The organism is Vibrio sp. 1562 (assembly GCF_033340155.1).
Taxonomy (GTDB): Bacteria; Pseudomonadota; Gammaproteobacteria; order Enterobacterales; family Vibrionaceae; genus Vibrio; species Vibrio alginolyticus.
This window is the reverse complement of the sequence record NZ_JAWOVY010000005.1, coordinates 212,712-233,617: the sequence shown is the minus strand read 5'-3', so window position 1 is coordinate 233,617 and position 20,906 is coordinate 212,712. Positions and strand designations below refer to the sequence as shown.

The window sequence follows — 20,906 nt, the reverse complement described above, 5'->3', positions numbered from 1 at the left end:
GATCCTTGATTTCTCAACTTCGTAAAAATGGTCGAACAAAACCACGTAGTGAAGGAGAAGATGATGGAAGCGAGTCGAATCCGTAAAGGCATGGTTGTTGAGTGCCAACAAGGCGTCGGTACGATATTAGTGGTCGACCATGAAGCAGAGACGGTATTGTTGTCCAAACAAGGGACTGAACAGCAACTCGCCGTTAGCTTTGATGAAATAGAAGATGATCCACAACTGCATGGCGGTAGTGACAGATATTACTAGCGCCCCGGGCGTCGTCATTAGGTATCAAACGTAAAAAAGGAAGAGCGTGCTCTTCCTTTTCGCTATAAGCCTTGCGTTACGGGTAGCTATTGATTACTTCGTGCGTTGTACTGCGACATGAGCCAGAGTAACAAGCGCTTGTTTGTATTCAGACTCTGGCAACACTGATAGTTCTGCGATTGCTTTGTCTGCTTCTTCTAGAGCTTTTTGCGTTGTGTATTCCAGAGAGCCTGCTTCTTTCATGACCGCAAGAATTTCTTCTAAGCGCTCCATTCCATTCGCTTTCTCAATCGCTTCACGAATCATGATGGCGTTTTCTGGTGTGGTATTACGCATAGCATGGAGTAGAGGTAAAGTTGGCTTGCCTTCGGCCAAGTCATCACCCACATTTTTACCCATGTCTTCGCCATCAGAAGTGTAATCCATGACGTCATCAATGAGCTGAAACGCAGTGCCTAGATACTTACCGTAATTTTGCATTGCGATTTCAACATGCTCAGGAGCATCATTTAAGATTGCACCGATTTGAGTTGCGGATTCAAATAAGCGCGCAGTCTTAGAGTAGATGACTTGCATGTAGCTTTCTTCTGTCGTGTCAGGGTCGTTACAGTTCATCAACTGCTGTACTTCACCTTCGGCGATCACGTTTACGGCATTGCTCATTAGTTTAAGGATCTTCATGGATCCTAGTTCTGTCATCATCTGAAATGAGCGTGTATAGATAAAGTCCCCAACTAATACGCTAGCCGCATTGCCAAATGCTGCATTCGCAGTGGCTTTACCACGGCGCATGTCTGATTCATCTACCACGTCATCATGCAGCAAAGTCGCTGTATGGATGAACTCAATAAACGCAGCTGCCATTGTATGACCATTGCCTTGGTAACCAAGTGCGCGGGCTGACAGTATCGCTAAAAGCGGTCTTAGACGTTTGCCTCCACCACTCACGATATAAAAACCGAGCTGGTTGATTAAAGAGACATCAGAATTAAGTTGGGCTTGAATTGTTTCATTCACTTTTGCCATGTCATCGGCAGTAAGCGCTTGGATAGTTTTAAAATCCATCGTATATCCGGCTGAAGTTAGACCCTGCAAGGCTTATTCGATTTATATAATTGTCGAATAATACACTAAAAAACGTTGATTAATACATTACTAAAGGGCATGATTGCCGCACTTTTCTTTGGCGATTAGCTTTTCGCCAATTTTTTCAAAATATGGCTTGTCATAGGAGCATCTATTCTGTAGAATCTGCGCCCTATTGATGATTAGTTTAGCGCACACCCTCAAGAAAGGCTGTGCGGAAAAAGCGGAGTAAAATATGTACGCTGTTTTCCAATCTGGTGGTAAACAACACCGTGTAAGCGAAGGTCAAACTCTTCGTTTAGAGAAATTAGACGTTGAAACTGGTGCAACTGTAGAATTTGATAAAGTTCTTCTTGTTGCTAACGGCGAAGACATCAAAGTTGGTGCTCCTCTTGTAGAGGGCGGCAAAATTGTTGCTGAAGTTGTACAACACGGTCGTGGCGATAAAGTTAAAATCGTTAAGTTCCGTCGTCGTAAGCACTCTCGTAAGCAACAGGGTCACCGTCAGTGGTTCACTGAAGTGAAGATCACTGGTATCAACGCTTAATCTATTAGGAGAGTTTAACAATGGCACACAAAAAAGCTGGTGGTTCTACTCGTAACGGCCGCGATTCAGAAAGCAAACGTCTAGGTGTTAAGCGTTTCGGTGGTGAATCTGTACTTGCAGGTAACATCATCGTTCGTCAACGTGGTACTAAGTTCCACGCTGGTAACAACGTAGGTATCGGTAAAGACCACACTCTATTCGCTCTTACTGAAGGTAAAGTGAAGTTCGAAGTGAAAGGTCCTAAGAACCGTAAGTTTGTAAGCATCGAAGCTGAGTAATTAGGTTTTTAACCAAATTACTTAATAGCTTTAAGCTGAATTCAAAAGCCCTGCCGAATCGGCGGGGTTTTTTATTTGTGGCAGTCGACATATCGAAGTTTCTCGCTAAGATCCTAAGCGATTTGAATCTGGGAGCTTAGATCTGTCATCTGCTAAAATTGTCGGATGACATAGTAAGATTTAATCCACGCACGAAGTAGTCGGAGTAAAAGATGAAGTTCGTAGATGAAGCGGTAGTAAAAGTTCAGGCTGGTGATGGCGGTAGTGGCGTTGTCAGTTTCTGGCGTGAAAAATTCATCACTAAAGGTGGCCCTGATGGCGGTGATGGCGGTGACGGTGGTGATGTTTATATCCAAGCTGATGAAAACCTAAATACCCTGATTGATTACCGTTTCCAGCGCTTCTACGAAGCTGAGCGTGGTGAAAACGGTCGCGGTGGTAACTGTACAGGTAAGCGTGGTAAAGACATTGTTCTTCGTGTACCTGTGGGTACGCGCGCTGTGGATATCCACACAAATGAAATCGTGGCGGAAGTTGCTGAACACGGTAAGAAAGTGATGATCGCAAAAGGCGGTTGGCACGGTCTAGGTAACACGCGTTTCAAATCTTCAGTAAACCGCGCGCCTCGTCAGAGAACATTGGGTACAAAGGGTGAAGTACGCGAAATTCGCCTTGAGCTATTGCTTCTTGCTGATGTGGGTATGCTTGGTCTACCTAATGCTGGTAAATCAACCTTTATCCGCGCAGTATCAGCAGCAAAACCGAAAGTCGCTGATTACCCATTCACGACTTTGATCCCAAGCTTGGGTGTCGTAAGTGTCGTACCAGAGAAAAGTTTTGTTGTTGCAGATATCCCTGGTTTGATCGAGGGTGCAGCAGATGGCGCTGGCCTTGGTATTCGATTCTTGAAGCACTTAGAGCGTTGTCGAGTGTTGCTGCACATGATCGATATTATGCCAATTGATCAGTCCGATCCGGTGCAAAATGCATTGACGATCATTGATGAACTAGAACAATACAGCGAAAAACTGGCAAGTAAGCCGCGCTGGTTAGTGTTCAACAAAGTTGATCTAATGCCTGAAGAAGAAGCGAATGAGAAGATCCAAGAAATCTTAGACGCACTAGGTTGGGAAGACGAGTACTTTAAGATCTCGGCGATCAATCGTAACGGTACTAAAGAGCTTTGTTACAAACTGGCTGACTTTATGGATAACCTACCTCGCGAAGAGGAAGAAGTGGCTGAAGAAGATAAAGTTAACTTCATGTGGGATGATTACCATAAAGATGCGATGGCGGGTAAAGACGTTATCACTGAAGATGACGACGATTGGGATGACTGGGACGATGAAGAAGATGACGGTCACGTTGTCTACGTTCGTGACTAATCAGAACGGTCAAACAATGCCTGTTTGCCTATAATTCATTAAGCCGCAATTATTTATTGCGGCTTTTTTTGTATCTAAATCATATTTAGGTGATGTGATTTACGGCACAATAACTGATACGTCGTGTTTTTTTGAGGGTTAGTTTGGCCCTCGCGCGTATGAATGAGTAACACCCTAAAAGGAATTAGACTTATTTATGACTCTAGAAACCATACCGCCTAGAGAGTTGGCGGTATCTACTCAACGATCGATTTCTCGTCTTGTCGCCCAAGCCGGACAAATGCTACTTGCTCATGGTGCTGAAAGTACTCTTGTGAGCGATATTATGCGTCGTATTGGCCTTGCTTGTGGGGTGAATGAAGTTGCGGTAGCACTATCAGCTAATGCATTGGTTGTGACGACGGTAATGGATGGGCATTGCATCACCACCACCCGAAGCTGCGCTGATCGTGGCATCAATATGCGCGTTATTACGCAAATTCAACGAATCTGTATCATGATGGAACGTGGTTTGCTCGATTCAACCATGGCGCAGAAAAAGCTGAACGCTATCAGTCCAGAGCGTTATAACCGCTGGTTGGTGGTGTTTATGATTGGCTTGTCTTGTGCGGCATTCAGTCATCTAGCTGGTGGTGATTGGGGAGTATTCATTATGACCTTTTTAGCTTCAGCTGGTGGCATGATCGTTCGCCAAGAAATTGGTCATCGTCATTTCAACCCTCTATTGAACTTTGCTGCGACCGCTTTTGTGACCACCTTAATTTCAGCACAGGCGGAAATTTACCAAATCGGTAATCTACCTACCGTAGCAATGGCATCGTCAGTATTAATGCTTGTACCTGGTTTCCCACTCATTAACTCTGTCGCAGATATGTTGAAAGGCCACATTAATATGGGGATTGCTCGATTTGTGATGGCTAGTTTACTAACGTTGGCGACATGTTTGGGGATCGTTGCTGCGATGAGTGTAACTGGAATTTGGGGGTGGGCTATCTAATGAGTTTATTTGATTTGATGTTTGGCCTTTTGAATGACATGTTTTTTGCGGCGATTCCCGCTGTAGGATTTGCATTGGTTTTTAACGTACCACAAAGAGCTTTAGTGTATTGCGCTGTTGGTGGCGCGATTGGTCATGGTAGCCGCTACTTGATGATGCAGTTTGGCATTCCTATTGAGTGGGCAACCTTTTTTGCTGCGACGTTAGTTGGGATGATTGGTGTGTACTGGTCTCACCGTTTTCTCGCGCATCCAAAAGTGTTTACTGTGGCTGCTTTGATCCCGATGGTGCCGGGTGTGTTTGCGTACAAAGCAATGATCGCTATGGTAGAAATCAATCATGTTGGCTACTCACCCGAGCTTGTCGCAACCTGTATGGAAAACTTTCTTAAGGCCATGTTTATTATTGCAGGTTTAGCTGTTGGTCTTGCGGTTCCAGGGCTGTTATTCTATCGCCGCAGACCAATTGTATAAGGACCTAACATGATCATTAGTATGATTGCCGCTATGGCCGACAATCGCATCATTGGCAAAGACAATCAAATGCCTTGGCATCTTCCCGCCGATTTCGCTTGGTTTAAGCGTTGTACCATGGGAAAACCGGTTGTGATGGGACGCAAAACCTATGAGTCTATTGGTCGCCCTTTACCAGGTCGCTTGAATATTGTTATTAGCCGTGATGAGACACTAAAGATCGAAGGCGTCACTACCGTAACATCGATTGAGCAGGCTCTGGAAGTCGCAGGTGATGTGGAAGAAGTGATGATCATTGGTGGTGGTGCGATTTACACCACTTGTCTGCCTATGGCCAATAAACTGTATGTAACATACATTGAAGCGGCCATTGATGGTGATACTCAGTTCCCAGATTGGGGAGACGAGTTTAAGGAAACTTACTCAGAAATGTATCAAGCCGATGAGAAGAACGCCTACAACATGCGCTTTACTGTGTTAGAAAAGTAATTCGAGATTAACACCGCGTAGTTAATACGGTAATGCCGTTCGTGTAACAGCGAGCGGCCATCCCAACCTACCGTCATCCTGAAAAGCGACGAAAGAGCGAGATTCAGGAGCCTCTATACGAGCACCTTGTTGTCAAAGGTATTTCTATCTATTCGCAGCGCGAGGATATTAGATTCCTAGTCTCGTTAAGGCTCGTTGGAATGACCCTACAGGAGGTGTTAAGTGACAAGTATTCTTCCTACTATGGATTATCGACTGTTATTCAGTGTTTAACTTAACGCATCCTGAGTAAAAATTTTCTTATCTTCCCAACGGATCATGGTTAGGCTTCCGCCCCAAACGCAGCCAGTATCTAGCCCGATGACTTCGTTGTTCATATAGCCTTGTAGTGCAGCCCAGTGCCCAAAGAGCACCGCTTTATTTAAGTGAATACGTTTGGGCACATCAAACCATGGAATAAGTTTGTTACCGGAAACTTGTTGCGGTGGCAATTTACAATCCATATCCAAACGACCATCAGGGAAACAAAAGCGCATCCGCGTAAAAGCATTGATAATATAACGGTATCGGTCCAAACCCTGTAGAGAGTCATCCCAGGAATCAGGTTGATTGCTGTACATGTTTTTTAATAGCCAAGGCAGCTCTTCACTTTGGATGATGCGCTCAACTTCACGGGCACACTTTCTCGCTGTTTTTAGATTCCACTGCGGTGATATGCCAGCGTGACACATCACGAACTCGTCATGCTCGGCCAATAGAGGTTGCTGAGCTAGCCATGTCAGTAGTTCCTCTTTGTCAGGGGCCGTGAAAATAGGTGCGGTTTTATCTTTGTCTTTGACCTTTTTTATCCCGTGAGCCACTGCGAGAAGGTGAAGGTCGTGATTACCAAGCACCACGATTGCGTTTGCGCCAAGTGACTTCACAAAGCGTAACGTTTCTAGTGATTTAGGCCCTCTGGCGACCAAATCACCAGCAAGCCAAAGTTGGTCTTTTTTCGCAGAGAAAGATACTTTTTCTAGTAGTCGCTGCAATTCATCAAAACAGCCTTGGATGTCACCAACAATATAGGTAGCCACTGAATCTCCAATTTACTAATTTAAAACATTTGGAACAGCCAAGCGAAATGGTTCGATTTCGGTGATGAACTCTTGCCCTTTCTCATCCAGCATTTTGTAGTGTCCTTGCATAACGCCGACAGGGGTTTCTAACGCGGTTCCGCTACTGTACGTGTATTCATCATTGCTTGGAATAAAGGGCTGCTGGCCTACAACTCCGTCACCTTCAACCGTCATTTGCTTGCCGTTCGAGTCTGTGATTAGCCAGCGGCGGCTCACTAACTGTACGGTTTGCTGGCTAAGGTTTTTGATGGTGATGATATAAGCGAAAACGTAGCGTTGTAGCTCTGGGTTGGACTGTTCTTCGATGTATTTGGTGTGAACTTGAATTTTGATGCAAGGTTGAATGACGTCCATGTGCACTCCTCAGAAACGTAATATCCCAATAATAATAAGCCAAACCTACAAGGGTTTGGCTCATTGTTTGAGTTCTTAGTGCTGCGGGTTATCCGCAAGCCAGTTCGCCATTGCGACGAATTGTTCTAGCGTCAGGTTCTCTGGACGCATGCTTGGATTAACACCTAGCTCTTCTAGTACTTCTGTGCTTAACAACGATTTGTAGCAGTTACGAACGGTTTTACGACGTTGGTTAAAGCCTTCACGACAAACGCGATCGAGCAAACGCAGATCTTTTGCCGGGCATGGCAGCTCTTCGTAAGGCACTAAACGAACAACGGCAGAATCCACTTTCGGTGGTGGAACGAATGCCGTTGGCGGTACTTCCAGTACCGGTACCACTTTACAGTAGTACTGAGCCATTACCGTTAAACGGCCGTAAGCTTTGCTGCCAGGGCCGGCGGCTAAGCGGTTTACCACTTCTTTTTGCAGCATAAAGTGCATGTCTTGAATGTCTTTATGGAACTCAAAAAGGTGGAACATCAATGGTGTAGAGATGTTGTATGGCAAGTTACCAAAAATGCGCAGCTTGTTGTTTGGCTTCACTAGTTGAGTGAAGTCAAAACGCATAGCGTCACCCTCATGGATGGTCAACTTATCTGCCAGTTCAGGGTGAGTACGTAGGCGTTCCGCCAGATCGCGGTCTAATTCGATAACTGTGAACTTATCTACTTCACGACCTACCGGCTCAGTGATTGCACCAAGACCAGGACCGATTTCAACCAGGTTTTGACCTGGTTTTGGGTTAATCGCTGATACGATCCCATCAATAATGTATGGATCGTTCAGGAAGTTTTGACCAAAACGTTTACGCGCTTTGTGTCCTAAATGGACATCATTTCTCATTGTTTCTTCTCTACCAAATCTATCGCATGCGTGAGCGCTGTTCGGAAACTCCCTGTATCCGCTTGACCTGTCCCTGCCAGATCTAATGCAGTACCGTGGTCCACCGATGTTCTAATAAAAGGTAGACCAAGAGTAATGTTTACTGAACGACCAAAGCCTTTGTATTTTAATACTGGCAATACTTGATCATGGTACATGCCTAAAACAGCATCAGCATCATTTAAATATTTTTCATTGAAAATGGTATCAGCCGGCAGAGGGCCGATCAGGTTGATACCTTTTTCTTGTCGAATTTTTTCCAGTGTCGGAGTGATGGTTTCGATCTCTTCACGACCTAAGCAGCCATCTTCGCCAGCATGAGGGTTAAGCCCGCAAACGTAGATGTTTGGTTGTGCGATAGCAAACTTTTCTACAAGGTCTTTATGAAGAATATCGATGATTTTTTCTAATCGCTCTTCGGTGACAGCTTTGGACACATAAGCTAAAGGAATATGTGTTGTAACCAGCGCCACGCGTAGTCCTTCCGTTGCTAGCATCATTACAACTAGCGGCGTTTGTGACTTCTCGGCGAAAAATTCAGTATGACCACTGAATGCAACACCTGCGCGATTAATCACCCCCTTATGAACAGGGCCGGTGACAATAGCATCAAATTCATCATTCATACAGCCTAAAGCCGCTCTTTCTAGCGTTTTTAGTACATAGTGGCCATTCGCTTCATTGAGCTCACCTGCGACCGCAGGTTCCGATATTTGGATATGGTCAACGATAAGCGTGCCCGCTTTTTGTGCTTTAGGTGCTTCTTCTGGATTGTAATCAGACAGTTGGACTTCGATGCCAAGCTGCTTGGCTCGCTCCATCAGCATATTCTTATCGGCACAGACGACAATTTGGTGCGCCCAATCTTCTTTCGATAGGGCAAGCACTAAGTCTGGGCCGATACCCGCAGGTTCCCCTGCGGTTACGACAATTCTACGAATTGTATTAGTTGTCATTGTTGTCATCCACGATTTCAACAAACGCACTTGCGCGTAGCTCTTGCATCCATGCGCCCGCTTCTTCATTAAATTTACGGTTAAATAGAATGCGGTAAGCTTTATTCTTCATCGCTGAGTCAGTACGGTCAACTTGGCGACGATCCAACACTTCAACGATATGCCAGCCGTGAACGGTTTTGAACGGTTCGCTGATTGAGCCAACTGGCAGAGTTTCTACTTGGTGCTTGAATTCTGGCACGTAAAGATCTGGTGTTTGATAACCTAGTTCACCGTCTTGTGCTGCCGAGCCAGGATCTTGACTGTATTGTGTTGCCAATTGAGCGAACGTTGCTTCACCGGCTTTGATGCGGCGTACAAATTCATTCAGTTGCTTCTTCGCCCCTTCGTCGCTCAGAATCACGGTTGGTTTAATCAAAATATGACGCGCATTTACTTCCGTTACCGCAACCGTTTCTAGGCCTTTGACATCCTCTATTTTTAGGATGTGGAAACCAACGCCACTACGGAATGGACCAATAATGCTGCCTTTGTTTTGCATCTTGATCTGATCAGCAAAGATGGTCGGCATCTCTTCTTTACGCATCCAGCCCCAGTCACCACCTTGTAAAGCTTTAGGGCCTTTAGAGTAGGTGTAGGCCATCTCCGTAAAGTCTGCACCTTCGTTTAGCTTTTTCGCGAGCGCTTTAGCTTCTGCTTCTACAGCAGATTTTTCTTTATCGTCAGAGAAGCGCAGTTGAATGTGTCCAATTTTGTATTGAACAGTCGCATTGGTTTCTTGTGATAGTTGCTCAGCAAGGCTATCGACCTCTGCTGGAAGGATATTAATACGGCGACGAACCAGTGCATTGCGAGCTTCTGATGCGGCGATTTCCTTACGAATTTGTTCGCGGAATTCTGGGTAACTTAAACCTTCACTTTCTACAGAAGCAGCGAGTTGTTCTACCGATTGCTCATTATTACGTGCGATCTCTGCAATCGCTTGGTTTAAACGGTTGTCGTCAATACGTACACCAATACGGTCAGCTTCTTGGCCTTGCAACGTGTCAATGATAAGTTTTTCAACAACTTGTTCTTTTAATACGCTGGTAGAAGGTAAGCTCTTTCCACTTTGACGAGCGTTGGCTTGCAGCGTTTTCATCGCTGTTTCGATGTCGCTTTGTAGAACTACACCGTCGTTCACGATGACCGCAACCTTATCGATCTCTACTGGTGCTGCAACCGCTCCGCAAGAGAGTAGGGTCGTGAATAAGATTGATTTCCAAATTTTCATTTAAAATTCCGTCAGTATTTTTGAATAGGCGTCTTATTCATTTAAGACGCCTATTTTGATTAATTGTTCAGATAGAATGGGCGGCCGTACTTAATCGCGTTGTCAGAACCATCCAGCTCTTTGACAGCAGTGTCTTCACGCTGGTTGGTCGCAAAGCCTTGAATACCGAAGTTAACGCTGAAGTTATTTTCGTATTCAGGTGATGCCCCGGTGCTGCCGATAGCTTGGTCTTCCCAACCAAGCAATTGGTTTGAGTAAGTGACGCCAATGTACCAACAGTCAGATTGGTAACGTAGGCTCGCTAACCATTCTAGGTCCGCATTTTCATTGAGGTCGTAGTAGTATTGACCACTCGCAGACCAGTTCGGGTTGAACTCGTAGGCCGCTACAATACCTGCTTGAGAAATACCTTTACGAGTAATTGTGTCTAGGTTTTCGAGAATGATCGTATCTTCGATGTATTCACGCGTAACGTAGCGATAGTTACCCTGAATAAAGCCGCCGTTGAATTGGTATTCCAAGGTACTGTTTGCCAACTGCATGGAGCTCAAATCAATATCGTATTGAATTCCACCGTGATAGAACAAGTAATCGTTGTAGTTGAAATCAGCTTCAATCGCCCATGATGAGTAATTGGTTGTCTCATCCGGAAGATTTGGGCTGTTGCTCAGTTTGGTCTTTTTATCGAAGTAGTAAATCTGACCAAATGAAACGTTAAGACGCTCTTTATAGTCATCATCAAAGAAGCGAGTACTCGCACCGTAGCTTAACTGGTTCGCCGAGGCGATTTTATCAATGCCACTGTACTTACGACTGCGGAATAGCCCGTAGTAGTCGGTTTGTAGCAAGGTGGTATCGTAGTTGTAGATGTTGGTCTGATCTTCTTCAGGTACGTACAAGTACTGCAGCTGAGGCTCCAGTGTTTGGGTGTAGCCCTTGATCCAGCTTGTATCTCGCTCTAAGTAAAGTTGCGCATGCGTACGGAACTCAGGAATAACACGAGAAACTTCATCATCCAACTGGTTTTGCAAGTTTACATCTGTCAAACCCGTTAAGTCTTGAGAGTAATACGTAGAGAGCACACGCGCTTCTGTTGTCCACGTTGCCCATGAGTTTGAGAGTGGTAATGTAAGCCCTGGTTCAATGTGAACACGGGTCGCATTTGGTCGCGCAGCATCGCTGGTATCGAAGCGGCTGACTTGGCTCTTCACGTCAAAGTTAAGGTAGTCTCCCCACAACGGCGTGTAGTAGTTCAAGTCTAACTGAGGAAGCAGGCGATAAGGGCGGTTCTCTTCTTTCAATAAGATTTGGAAGTCACGAACGGTTAACGAGGCATCCCAGAAGTCAGAACGATATTGTACTTGTCCTTCTTGAACCAGTTGACCATCTTCACGGTTACCAATATCGGAGTCGAGATCGAGGAAGTAATCAATATCACTCACTTTTGAGTAATCAACTTTGACTATCCACTGTTTATTGATGATACCGTCGTGTTTAACTTGGTAGCCCCAACGAGACTCGTCCTGATATTTGCGATCACTATTGAGGTATTCGCCTTTGATTTCCCCATTTCCCCAACCATCTGTTAGGTAGCGGAAATCAGTATCGAGTTTTGTACCACGTTGCTGCATATAGAGCGTGGTGAGTGTCATGTCATATTGAGGCGCGATGTTCCAATAGAATGGCACCTCGACTTCCATACCATCACTAGAACCGTACGATAAAGAAGGGAAGAGGAAACCCGTTTTACGCGTATCTCCAATTGGCATGGTTAGATACGGCACATAGAAAACAGGCACATCTAACACTTCAAATCGAGGGTGGTGCAGCGTCGCTGTCTCTTCATCTTGGTCAACATCGATGCCTGACGCAACCAATCGCCATGAATTATCGCCTTGAGGGCACGATGTGATAGAGCCGTCTTCGAGTTCATAAACCGACTGACCTGTGCGGGCGATATAGGCTGCAGTGCCTCGGCCTTGTTGGCAAAGGAACTGATAATCGGTGTTCTCAAGTGAAAACGTATCTTGATTAATGTCGTTAGTAACACGATCAGATCGAGCTTTGACTTGGCCGTCATTGAAAGTCACGTTGCCTTCGGCAACCACGACGTTGTCTTGTTGGTGCAGCGTTACGCTATCTGCGGTAATTTTCTTCTGGCCTTGGGTGACTTGTACATTACCTGAGTACTGAGCTTTGTCACCATTGATGGCTTGCAGGGTGTCAGCTTCTACCACTACTGGGGTATTAAGAGCGTCCTCCTCGCCACTTGTATCGACCAAACATTGATCTGTGGCGGGCATTTCCTGCACACTATCATGGATATTCGCTTCAGCTTGAGTGGTGGGTACAAACAAGGCGGTGCTGATAGAGGCCGCTAAAAATGTGCGGGAGAAATGTTGCATTGAATTGAACTTTCCTGTGTCACTACTACTCGATGGCTATAGGGCTTGTTGTACCCTAGCGTAATAGCCAAATGAATCAACTATAGTCGCATTTATCCCAGCGTATTGATTCACTGTGGCATAATGACGACAAAATAGCTGCAAAGATAAGCAGGCGAAATGGCCTAGCCGAAATAAAACTAATTCCATTATCATAAAGGAAATCGTTGCATCCGGCACTATAAGACCGCCGTCGTCGATAAAAATTCATTGATAGAGAACACATAATGCATATTTTTGGCAAAATTCTGGGTGCCTTTTTTGGCTTGTTACTTGGCGGGCCGCTAGGTTTACTCTTTGGCTTATTTATTGGCCATCAATTCGATAAAGCACGTCGCTTGAGTCAAGCCGGGTTCTCTACTGGCGGCTTTGGAAAAGGGCCAAGTCAAGCTCAACGCCAAGAAGAGTTTTTTAAAGCGGCGTTTGCGGTAATGGGACATGTGGCAAAAGCGAAAGGCCAAGTCACCAAAGAGGAAATCCAACTGGCTTCAGCCATGATGGACCGCATGAATTTGCATGGCGAACAGCGTCGCGCAGCGCAAGACGCGTTTCGTGAAGGTAAAGACAGCGACTTTCCGTTAGAAGATGTTCTTGTTCGTGTGAAAATTTCGACAGCTGGTCGCTTTGACTTGTTGCAATTTTTCTTAGAGCTGCAAATCTCGGCGGCCTTTGCAGATGGCTCAATCCACCCGAGTGAACGAAATGTACTACACAAAATTGCACGTGGTTTGGGTTTCTCTTCTGAGCAATTAGAGCGTCGTTTGCAAATGCAAGAAGCCGCATTTCGTTTCCAAAGCCAGGGCGGTTTTCATGGTCAGCATCAAGGCCAATCTTCAGGTGGTAGCTGGCAACAAGCTTCACAAGCGGATCAGTTGGCCGACGCGTACAAAATTCTGGATGTGTCTTCAGATGCAGACAGTAAAACCGTTAAGCGTGCTTATCGTAAACTGATGAACGAGCATCACCCGGACAAATTGATGGCTAAAGGTTTACCACCAGAGATGATGAACGTCGCGAAAGAGAAATCTCAAGAGATTCAAAACGCTTACGATCTTATTAAGAAGGTTAAAGGCTTTAAGTAGCCGGACGTTTTCTATCAAACATTTGGATTTAAAAAGGGCACTCAGTGCCCTTTTTTCATGTCTTAGTCTTTGAGTTGCCAGTGTCTTTAGCTTTTGGCCTATTATGTCCCTAATGCTAATTGACCTCACATCCCCCCAGTTTAGTTGGCTTGATTCAAGTCCCAATCGTATTCGTATTTCACTTTACCAGAGAAGTTTTTGTATTGCGGTGCGTACTTTGTGATGTGGTTGAAGACTTGTTTTTCTCCACCAAAGTCCGTTGCAAACCAATCATAAATAGAAGACAGCTGTGCCGTGTTACCTTGGATAGATACGCCTTTGCTGCTGTTAATAAATGTTTTAGCTGCACTATCCAGTAGAACTTGCGTGTTGTCAGCAGTGAATGCTTGAGACTGCAGATTAGGGCATCCCAAGCTGGCACAGTTAACCGCGTAATGTGTTCTCGGGTCATTCCAAATTGGACGTAAAATGCGATGTTCAATATCGTTTAAAGTCAGATCCTTCCCGTTGACCACGACCACATCATCCCCCCAAGGGCCAAAGCTAAATAGCCCACCAAGTTTGGTAATCGATTCGACAGGATAGTTATCCAAAATAAGATCTACCGTGATGGCGTTGTAAAGGTTTACCCAGTAGGCGTATTGCTCCGCTTGGTTGTATTGTCGAGGGTCGAGTTTTGCCAAACGTTGGATGTATTGTTTCAGCTTAGTTTTATCGGCTGAGGTGACTTGGCTGTAACGAAACAAGGTATTCTCACCTTGTTCAACCAAATAAGCATCGAGCAATTGCTGCCAATCTTGATGAGAGATTTGACTTTGATTAGCCTGATTCGATTGTTTCCAATACGGCCATAAGTCGGATTTAGGTGCGGCAAATGTTGAGAATGAAACCAGAGCACACAATAGCAATAACAGACGCTTCATAGAGATACCTTTGGGTTAAAACCTTATTGATATTGTAGACCTGCATAAGGTGAAGTTTCTTTCTTGAGGCAATGAAAATAAAAGAAAAAAGGCTGGCATAAGCCAACCTTTTGTTTGTTTAAATTGCGATTTTAATTAGCTTAAGAAGCTTGGGATATTCGCTTCGTACTCAGCAATCTTATCTTCGTGTTGAAGGGTTAGGCCAATGTTGTCCAAACCGTTTAGTAAGCAGTGACGACGGAACGAATCGATTTCAAAACCATATTCTTTGCCGTTGGCACGAACCACATTCGCTTCTAGGTCTACTTCCACTTCAGCGCCTTCGTTAGCCTCAACAAACTGGAAGATTTCATCCACTTCTTGCTCAGTCAAACGAACTGGCACCATTTGGTTGTTGATCGAGTTACCGTAAAAAATATCGGCAAAGCTTGGGGCGATCATCGCCTTGATGCCGTAATCCGCTAATGCCCATGGTGCGTGTTCACGAGATGAACCACAACCGAAGTTTTCACGTGCTAGCAAGATTGAAGCGCCTTGGTAGCGAGGAGCGTTCATCACGAACTCTGGGTTCGGTTGTTCACCAGCATCGTCTAGGAAGCGCCAGTCATGGAATAGGTGCTTACCAAACCCTAAGCGAGAGACCTTTTGTAGGAACTGCTTTGGAATGATGGCATCAGTATCTACGTTCGCTGCATCTAGAGGAACAACTAAGCCTGTATGTTGTTTAAAACCTGACATTTGTTCTCTCCTTAACCTAATCCAACTCACGAATATCAACAAAGTGACCAGCAATTGCTGCTGCCGCTGCCATAGCAGGGCTAACCAAGTGGGTACGACCATCACGACCTTGGCGGCCTTCAAAGTTACGGTTGGATGTGGATGCACAGCGCTCATGAGGACCCAAACGGTCGTTGTTCATTGCTAGACACATTGAGCAACCTGGTAGGCGCCACTCAAAGCCCGCTTCTTTAAAGATAACGTCCAAGCCTTCTGCTTCCGCTTGCGCTTTTACTTGCTCAGAACCAGGAACGATTAGCGCTTGAACGTGAGATGCGACTTTGCGACCTTTCGCTACTTCAGCGGCTGCGCGCATGTCTTCGATACGTGAGTTAGTACAAGAACCAACGAAGACTTTATCGACGTTGTAATCAGACAATGACTTGCCTGCTTCTAGACCCATGTAAGCCAACGCTTTTTCTGCAGAGGCTTTTTCTACTGGATCGGCAAAGCTTTCTGGTGCTGGGATCGGTTGATCTACCGCGATAACTTGGCCTGGGTTAGTTCCCCAAGTGACTTGTGGTTTAATGTCTGCAGCGTTTAGCGTCACAACCGCATCAAATTGAGCATCATCGTCAGTTTTTAATGTCTTCCAGTATTCTACTGCTGCGTCAAAGTCGGCACCTTGAGGTGAGAATTTACGGCCTTTGATGTATTCGAACGTGGTTTCATCTGGCGCAATCAAACCGGCTTTCGCACCTAGCTCAATTGCCATGTTACATACGGTCATGCGGCCTTCCATTGAAAGGTCTGTGATCGCTTCACCACAGAATTCAACCACGTAGCCTGTACCGCCAGCTGCTGTAGTTTCACCGATGATCGCTAGCACGATATCTTTCGCTGTGATGCCCGGCGCTACTTTACCTTTCACTTCGATCTTCATCGTTTTAGCGCGCGCTTGTTTTAGCGTTTGAGTCGCTAATACATGCTCAACTTCTGATGTACCAATACCAAAAGCGAGAGAGCCGAACGCACCGTGTGTAGCAGTGTGCGAGTCACCACAAACAATGGTCATGCCTGGTAGGGTAATACCAAGCTCTGGGCCCATAACGTGCACAATACCTTGGTATTTGTGGTTAATGTCGTAAAGCGTAACACCAAACTCTTCACAGTTTTTCGATAGCGTTTCCATTTGGATACGAGCCATCTCACCGGATGCGTTGATGTCTTTGGTGGTTGTCGAAACGTTGTGGTCCATGGTGGCAAAAGTTTTGCTGACCTGGCGCACTTTACGACCTTTTTCACGCAAGCCGTCAAATGCTTGCGGAGACGTCACTTCGTGTACCAAGTGACGGTCGATGTACAAGATTGGGTTTTCCCCTTCTGCTGCGACGGCAACGTGTGCGTCGTAGACTTTTTCGTATAGTGTTTTGCCCATTGTTTGCTATCTCGTGTATAGCTCCCGACAACGGCTCATCAGGAGCAAATAATTATTATCAAATCGTGCTGTATTAAGAGTTTAAGATGTACTCAGCGATCTTATCGCCCATCTCAGACGTCGAAAGAGCTGGGTTGTCACCAGCAAGGTCGCCTGTTAGCTCACCCGCGGATAGTGCTTTTGAAACGGCCGTTTCGATGTCTTGTGCCGCCGTTTCTTCACCTAGGCTGTAACGCAACATCAGTGCAGCAGATAGGATTTGTGCCACTGGGTTAGCGATGTTCTTACCTGCGATATCTGGTGCACTGCCGCCTGCTGGCTCGTACAGACCGAATTTGCTTTCGTTTAGGCTCGCTGAAGGCAACATACCCATAGAGCCAGTGATCATCGCGCACTCATCAGAAATGATGTCGCCGAAGATGTTTGAACATAGCATTACGTCGAACTGAGCAGGGTCTTTGATAAGCTGCATAGTCGCGTTATCAATGTACATATGTGACAACTCGACATCTGGGTAGTCTTTTGCGATTTCTTCGACTACTTCACGCCATAAGATAGAGCTTTGTAGAACGTTCGCTTTGTCGATAGAGCACACTTTCTTGCGACGTAGACGAGCAGACTCAAAAGCGATTTTTGCAATACGTTCGATCTCAAAGCGGTGGTACACCTCAGTATCAAATGCTTTTTCTGTTGCGCCTTCACCTTCACGACCTTTCGGTTGGCCGAAGTAGATACCACCCGTCAGTTCACGGACTACCACGATGTCAAAGCCGCGACCCGAGATGTCTGCACGTAGCGGTGAGAAAGCTTCAAGACCTGAGTGAATTTGCGCTGGACGTAAGTTACAGAACAGTTGGAAGTGTTTGCGTAGTGGCAGTAGGGCACCGCGTTCAGGTTGGTCATTTGGTGGTAAGTGCTCCCACTTAGGGCCGCCAACCGAGCCGAATAAGACTGCATCAGACTCTTCACATGCTTTTATTGTGCTCTCCGGAAGTGGACAACCGTGATTGTCGATCGCGATACCACCGACATCATGCTCGTCACGCTCAAACGCAATACCATGTTTCTTTTCGATTGCATCCAATACTTTATGTGCCTGCGCCATTACTTCCGGGCCAATGCCGTCACCGGGTAGGACGGCAATTTTGTACGATTTGTCTGTCATGTTAATCCTTTAAGTTTTCTAATTTTGAGCTTAATTATTTCAACGAGCGTGTTCTTTCCTGAGCCGTGTAGCCCGGTTGTTATTACACAGTCGCAATCTTTTTCTGCTTCATTTCTTCGATTTTATCTGCACGATGAATGCTGTTAATAACGTGCAATAATGCTTGGCCGGAAGCCTCAACGATGTCGGTGGAAACACCCGTACCGTGGTATTTGCGACCTTTGTAGTTGGCAATGATGTCTGCTTGACCCAAACCATCTTCACCTTCACCTTTCGCGGTTAGGTCGAATTTATCCAGAACGATGTCGTAGCCTGTCACGCGGTAGATACATTGGTATAGCGCATCAACTGGGCCATTACCGACCGCTGCTTCACACATTTCTTCATCACCGCATTGCATTTTGATGCTGGTGGTAGCCATTACGCTGCCAGACTGCACGCTTAGGTAGCTCAATTTGTAGAAGTCATCTTCTTCACGCAAGTTCGAGAAGTGCATTAGGGCTTCTAGGTCGTAATCGAACACTTGGCCTTTGCGATCAGCAAGTTTCAAGAAATCCGCATACAGCGCGTCTAGGTTGTACTCGTCTTCGTTGTAACCCATGGTATCCATATGGCTCTTCACGGCAGCGCGACCGCTGCGGCTGGTTAGGTTCAGAGCTTGGTTTTTTAGGCCAATAGACTCAGGGGTCATGATTTCGTAGGTATTCTTATTCTTCAACATGCCATCTTGGTGGATGCCTGAAGAGTGGCTAAACGCATTTGCACCCACAATTGCTTTGTTGCTTTGAATAGGCATATTGCATAGCTGGCTAACCAACTTACTGGTGCGGTGAATTTCATCATGCTTAATGCCAGTGTGAACGCCCAAAAACTCTTGACGAGTCTTGATGATCATTGCGATCTCTTCAAGTGAACAGTTACCCGCTCGCTCTCCAATGCCATTGATCGTGCCTTCTATCTGACGTGCGCCAGCTTGAACGGCGGCAATAGAGTTGGCAACTGACATCCCCAAATCGTCGTGACAGTGAACGGAGATGATCGCTTTATCAATGTTCGGAACGCGGTTAAATAGAGTTTCAATAATCCCACCAAACTCACTTGGTACGGTGTAGCCAACGGTATCTGGAATGTTGATTGTACTCGCACCTGCATTGATGGCGGCTTCTACCATGCGACATAGGTTGTCGATTGGAGTACGACCAGCATCTTCACAAGAAAACTCGACATCATCAGTGTAGTTACGTGCATGTTTAACGGCGTTGACTGCCATTTCTAGTACATCGTCGTAGCTGCGGCGTAGTTTGTCTTCTACGTGAATGGTGGAAGTGGCTAAAAACGTGTGGATACGGAATTGGTCGGCCACTTTTAAGGCTTCAGCGGCAGCATCAATGTCTTTCGCAACGGCACGCGAAAGGGCACAAACTCGACTGTTTTTTATGTTTTTTGCGATGGTTTGTACAGACTCGAAATCACCTGGTGAAGAGATTGGGAAGCCAGCTTCGATAACATCAACGCCGAGTCTTTCCAGCGCATAGGCAATCTGCAGTTTTTCTTTAACCGTCAAGCTTGCTGACAACGCTTGCTCGCCATCACGCAATGTGGTGTCGAATATAATGACCTGATCGTTCATGTTTGCTTCCTTCCTGATTTCTGCACTTTCGCGCAAGTGAATCGTTTACTTCCAGTATTTAGATATAAAAAAACCCGCATTCTCATGCGGGTTCTTAGAAATTGGTGTGGTTATTTTTCTTCCACAGCCTACCCGCGCGAACTGGTCACGATCAGGAGGAGGCTAAGCAGGATAGAAAAATGAGCTGACATAGTTGTTAAGCTTTCCACATAATTAAGTTAACAAATTAGTACCGCACTCCATGAAGCGCGTCAACCCTAAAGTCGATTTTTTATTCATATCGGATGAGTCTTTTCGTTTGCTTGAAAAAATGATGCACTAAGTGAAACGACATGATGCGATAGAAACGTGCTAGAAGAAGTAAGTTCTCATCAAGTTTGCGACGTTTCATTACCAAAACAAGCATCGGGATTGCGACTTGTCACACAAAGGTCCGAATTGTTTGGCAAAAGTTTTGAATGACCATTTATAGTAGTGCAGTTGCACTAGGTAAAAGAAATATAAGGGTTAGGGAAAGAATGAGGTTAACAAAACAATTTGGACGTTCAGCCATAGTATTTACTCTGGTCAGCTTGTCGGGTTGTCAGCTGTTTCAATCGCAGACCTATGTGGAAGTGGCTTCCCCCGTTGTTATGAATGATCACTCACAGAGCGTCGTGGTCATCAATGATCAAATGGATCGATTTTTGAGTAATGAAGGACGCGAATCGTTCTTGAATCAGATGCTTGTTGCCCTTGAGTCTGACAGCCGAAATAAGTTTAAAGGTAAAGATCCGGAAACGTATTCTTGGTGGAAGATCCGTGTCCAGCCTAGTGAGAAACAGCAAGCGGAAGTTTTCCGACCAACCACTGAAGGTGTCGATACCTCAAACCCAGTAGAGTTTATGGATGTCTCTTACCGCTCTAAGACCACATTAAACCTACGCTCCAAACCGAGTCTTGAAGGGGAAAAGCTTGGCGTATTATCGAAAGGGGAAGTCTTTAATGTGCTAGCAAAAGTGGTTGATCAACCTTGGTTTCTCGTTGAACAGAAAGGAGTGATAAAAGGTTATGTCCATAAGGATTATGCGCGCAGCAATGTGATAAATCGTGACATTTTATCTACACAGCCTAACCCTTTACTAGAGCCTAACTCGAGTAAAACGGAGCAAACGAGTATAGAGCATGAACTGTCGGGAAACTATACTTGCCGCTCACTGAGCTATGAGCTTACAAAAGATGGCGACATGACGACGGGCTCTTTGCGCGCCTGCCGCAAGAAGAGAAAAGTCTGGTATATAGACACCCCTCAACCGCAACTATCAAACCCTTCTTAATGTTCTATTTTTATGGTTATGCCCAATAGATAAATTGTTGGGCACACTTTAATTTG

General features: G+C 45.5%; 21 protein-coding genes. 9 read left to right on the top strand and 12 right to left on the bottom strand.

Translation table 11 applies throughout. The annotated features are described in order from the left end of the window. Positions 1–63 precede the first annotated feature (63 nt). On the top strand, positions 64–255 hold the full coding sequence (locus R7Z49_RS07655; RefSeq protein ID WP_005379661.1) for a hypothetical protein: 192 nt from the start codon (positions 64–66) through the stop codon (positions 253–255). A gap of 93 nt (positions 256–348) precedes the next feature. On the opposite strand, the gene ispB is transcribed toward R7Z49_RS07655, so the two are convergent. Next, the gene (gene ispB / locus R7Z49_RS07650; RefSeq protein ID WP_064353590.1) at positions 349–1,320 is read right to left on the bottom strand and encodes an octaprenyl diphosphate synthase; all 972 of its coding nucleotides are present in this window, start codon (positions 1,318–1,320) and stop codon (positions 349–351) included. 256 nt (positions 1,321–1,576) lie between these two features. Here ispB and rplU point away from each other — a divergent pair, with 256 nt between their 5' ends. The 6 genes from rplU to folA all read left to right on the top strand — a co-directional run bounded on the left by rplU (position 1,577) and on the right by folA (position 5,510). After that, positions 1,577–1,888 carry a 50S ribosomal protein L21 gene (gene rplU / locus R7Z49_RS07645; RefSeq protein ID WP_005383096.1) on the top strand — a complete coding sequence of 104 codons (312 nt, stop codon included), beginning with the start codon at positions 1,577–1,579 and terminating at the stop codon, positions 1,886–1,888. Between the two features lie 20 nt (positions 1,889–1,908). After that, the gene (gene rpmA, locus R7Z49_RS07640; protein ID WP_005383095.1) at positions 1,909–2,166 is read left to right on the top strand and encodes a 50S ribosomal protein L27; all 258 of its coding nucleotides are present in this window, start codon (positions 1,909–1,911) and stop codon (positions 2,164–2,166) included. A gap of 212 nt (positions 2,167–2,378) precedes the next feature. Next, positions 2,379–3,551: an Obg family GTPase CgtA gene (cgtA, locus tag R7Z49_RS07635; RefSeq protein WP_042522432.1), complete on the top strand. Its 1,173-nt coding sequence runs from the start codon at positions 2,379–2,381 to the stop codon at positions 3,549–3,551. A gap of 196 nt (positions 3,552–3,747) precedes the next feature. Beyond that, on the top strand, positions 3,748–4,548 hold the full coding sequence (locus R7Z49_RS07630; protein WP_005379664.1) for a threonine/serine exporter family protein: 801 nt from the start codon (positions 3,748–3,750) through the stop codon (positions 4,546–4,548). Further along, positions 4,548–5,021, top strand: coding sequence for a threonine/serine exporter family protein (locus R7Z49_RS07625; RefSeq protein ID WP_005379665.1), 474 nt, complete (start codon positions 4,548–4,550; stop codon positions 5,019–5,021). Before R7Z49_RS07630 ends, R7Z49_RS07625 begins: the two co-directional genes overlap by 1 nt. A 9-nt stretch (positions 5,022–5,030) precedes the next feature. After that, a complete protein-coding gene (gene folA / locus R7Z49_RS07620; protein ID WP_186584482.1) occupies positions 5,031–5,510 on the top strand; it encodes a type 3 dihydrofolate reductase in 480 nt (159 codons plus the stop codon). A gap of 269 nt (positions 5,511–5,779) precedes the next feature. On the opposite strand, the gene apaH is transcribed toward folA, so the two are convergent. The 6 genes from apaH to lptD form a co-directional block, all read right to left on the bottom strand. Next, entirely contained in the window at positions 5,780–6,586 is an 807-nt protein-coding gene (gene apaH, locus R7Z49_RS07615) for a bis(5'-nucleosyl)-tetraphosphatase (symmetrical) ApaH (RefSeq protein WP_025768370.1), read from the bottom strand. 15 nt (positions 6,587–6,601) lie between these two features. Further along, entirely contained in the window at positions 6,602–6,982 is a 381-nt protein-coding gene (gene apaG, locus R7Z49_RS07610; RefSeq protein ID WP_005379668.1) for a Co2+/Mg2+ efflux protein ApaG, read from the bottom strand. Positions 6,983–7,057: 75 nt separating this feature from the next. Then, a complete protein-coding gene (rsmA, locus tag R7Z49_RS07605; protein ID WP_005379669.1) occupies positions 7,058–7,867 on the bottom strand; it encodes a 16S rRNA (adenine(1518)-N(6)/adenine(1519)-N(6))-dimethyltransferase RsmA in 810 nt (269 codons plus the stop codon). Then, positions 7,864–8,862 carry a 4-hydroxythreonine-4-phosphate dehydrogenase PdxA gene (gene pdxA / locus R7Z49_RS07600; RefSeq protein WP_005379670.1) on the bottom strand — a complete coding sequence of 333 codons (999 nt, stop codon included), beginning with the start codon at positions 8,860–8,862 and terminating at the stop codon, positions 7,864–7,866. Before pdxA ends, rsmA begins: the two co-directional genes overlap by 4 nt. Continuing rightward, positions 8,852–10,135 (bottom strand): peptidylprolyl isomerase SurA, encoded by a 1,284-nt coding sequence (gene surA, locus R7Z49_RS07595; RefSeq protein WP_005379672.1) that lies wholly within the window; start codon positions 10,133–10,135, stop codon positions 8,852–8,854. Before surA ends, pdxA begins: the two co-directional genes overlap by 11 nt. A 59-nt stretch (positions 10,136–10,194) precedes the next feature. Continuing rightward, entirely contained in the window at positions 10,195–12,540 is a 2,346-nt protein-coding gene (gene lptD / locus R7Z49_RS07590) for an LPS assembly protein LptD (protein WP_005379673.1), read from the bottom strand. A 266-nt stretch (positions 12,541–12,806) separates the two neighbouring features. Between lptD and djlA the strand changes: the two genes are divergently transcribed. After that, positions 12,807–13,661 carry a co-chaperone DjlA gene (gene djlA / locus R7Z49_RS07585; protein WP_005383076.1) on the top strand — a complete coding sequence of 285 codons (855 nt, stop codon included), beginning with the start codon at positions 12,807–12,809 and terminating at the stop codon, positions 13,659–13,661. Positions 13,662–13,801: 140 nt separating this feature from the next. Here djlA and R7Z49_RS07580 read toward each other — a convergent pair whose 3' ends face one another. The 5 genes from R7Z49_RS07580 to leuA form a co-directional block, all read right to left on the bottom strand. Beyond that, positions 13,802–14,584, bottom strand: coding sequence for a DUF547 domain-containing protein (locus tag R7Z49_RS07580; protein WP_186584481.1), 783 nt, complete (start codon positions 14,582–14,584; stop codon positions 13,802–13,804). Between the two features lie 135 nt (positions 14,585–14,719). Then, entirely contained in the window at positions 14,720–15,322 is a 603-nt protein-coding gene (gene leuD / locus R7Z49_RS07575) for a 3-isopropylmalate dehydratase small subunit (RefSeq protein WP_005430484.1), read from the bottom strand. A gap of 16 nt (positions 15,323–15,338) precedes the next feature. Beyond that, positions 15,339–16,739, bottom strand: coding sequence for a 3-isopropylmalate dehydratase large subunit (leuC, locus tag R7Z49_RS07570; RefSeq protein ID WP_039841408.1), 1,401 nt, complete (start codon positions 16,737–16,739; stop codon positions 15,339–15,341). Between the two features lie 73 nt (positions 16,740–16,812). Continuing rightward, positions 16,813–17,904 (bottom strand): 3-isopropylmalate dehydrogenase, encoded by a 1,092-nt coding sequence (gene leuB / locus R7Z49_RS07565; RefSeq protein WP_005383068.1) that lies wholly within the window; start codon positions 17,902–17,904, stop codon positions 16,813–16,815. Between the two features lie 82 nt (positions 17,905–17,986). Next, a complete protein-coding gene (leuA, locus tag R7Z49_RS07560) occupies positions 17,987–19,534 on the bottom strand; it encodes a 2-isopropylmalate synthase (RefSeq protein WP_005379685.1) in 1,548 nt (515 codons plus the stop codon). A 518-nt stretch (positions 19,535–20,052) separates the two neighbouring features. Here leuA and R7Z49_RS07555 point away from each other — a divergent pair. Continuing rightward, on the top strand, positions 20,053–20,850 hold the full coding sequence (locus R7Z49_RS07555; RefSeq protein WP_033906036.1) for an SH3 domain-containing protein: 798 nt from the start codon (positions 20,053–20,055) through the stop codon (positions 20,848–20,850). Positions 20,851–20,906 lie beyond the last annotated feature (56 nt).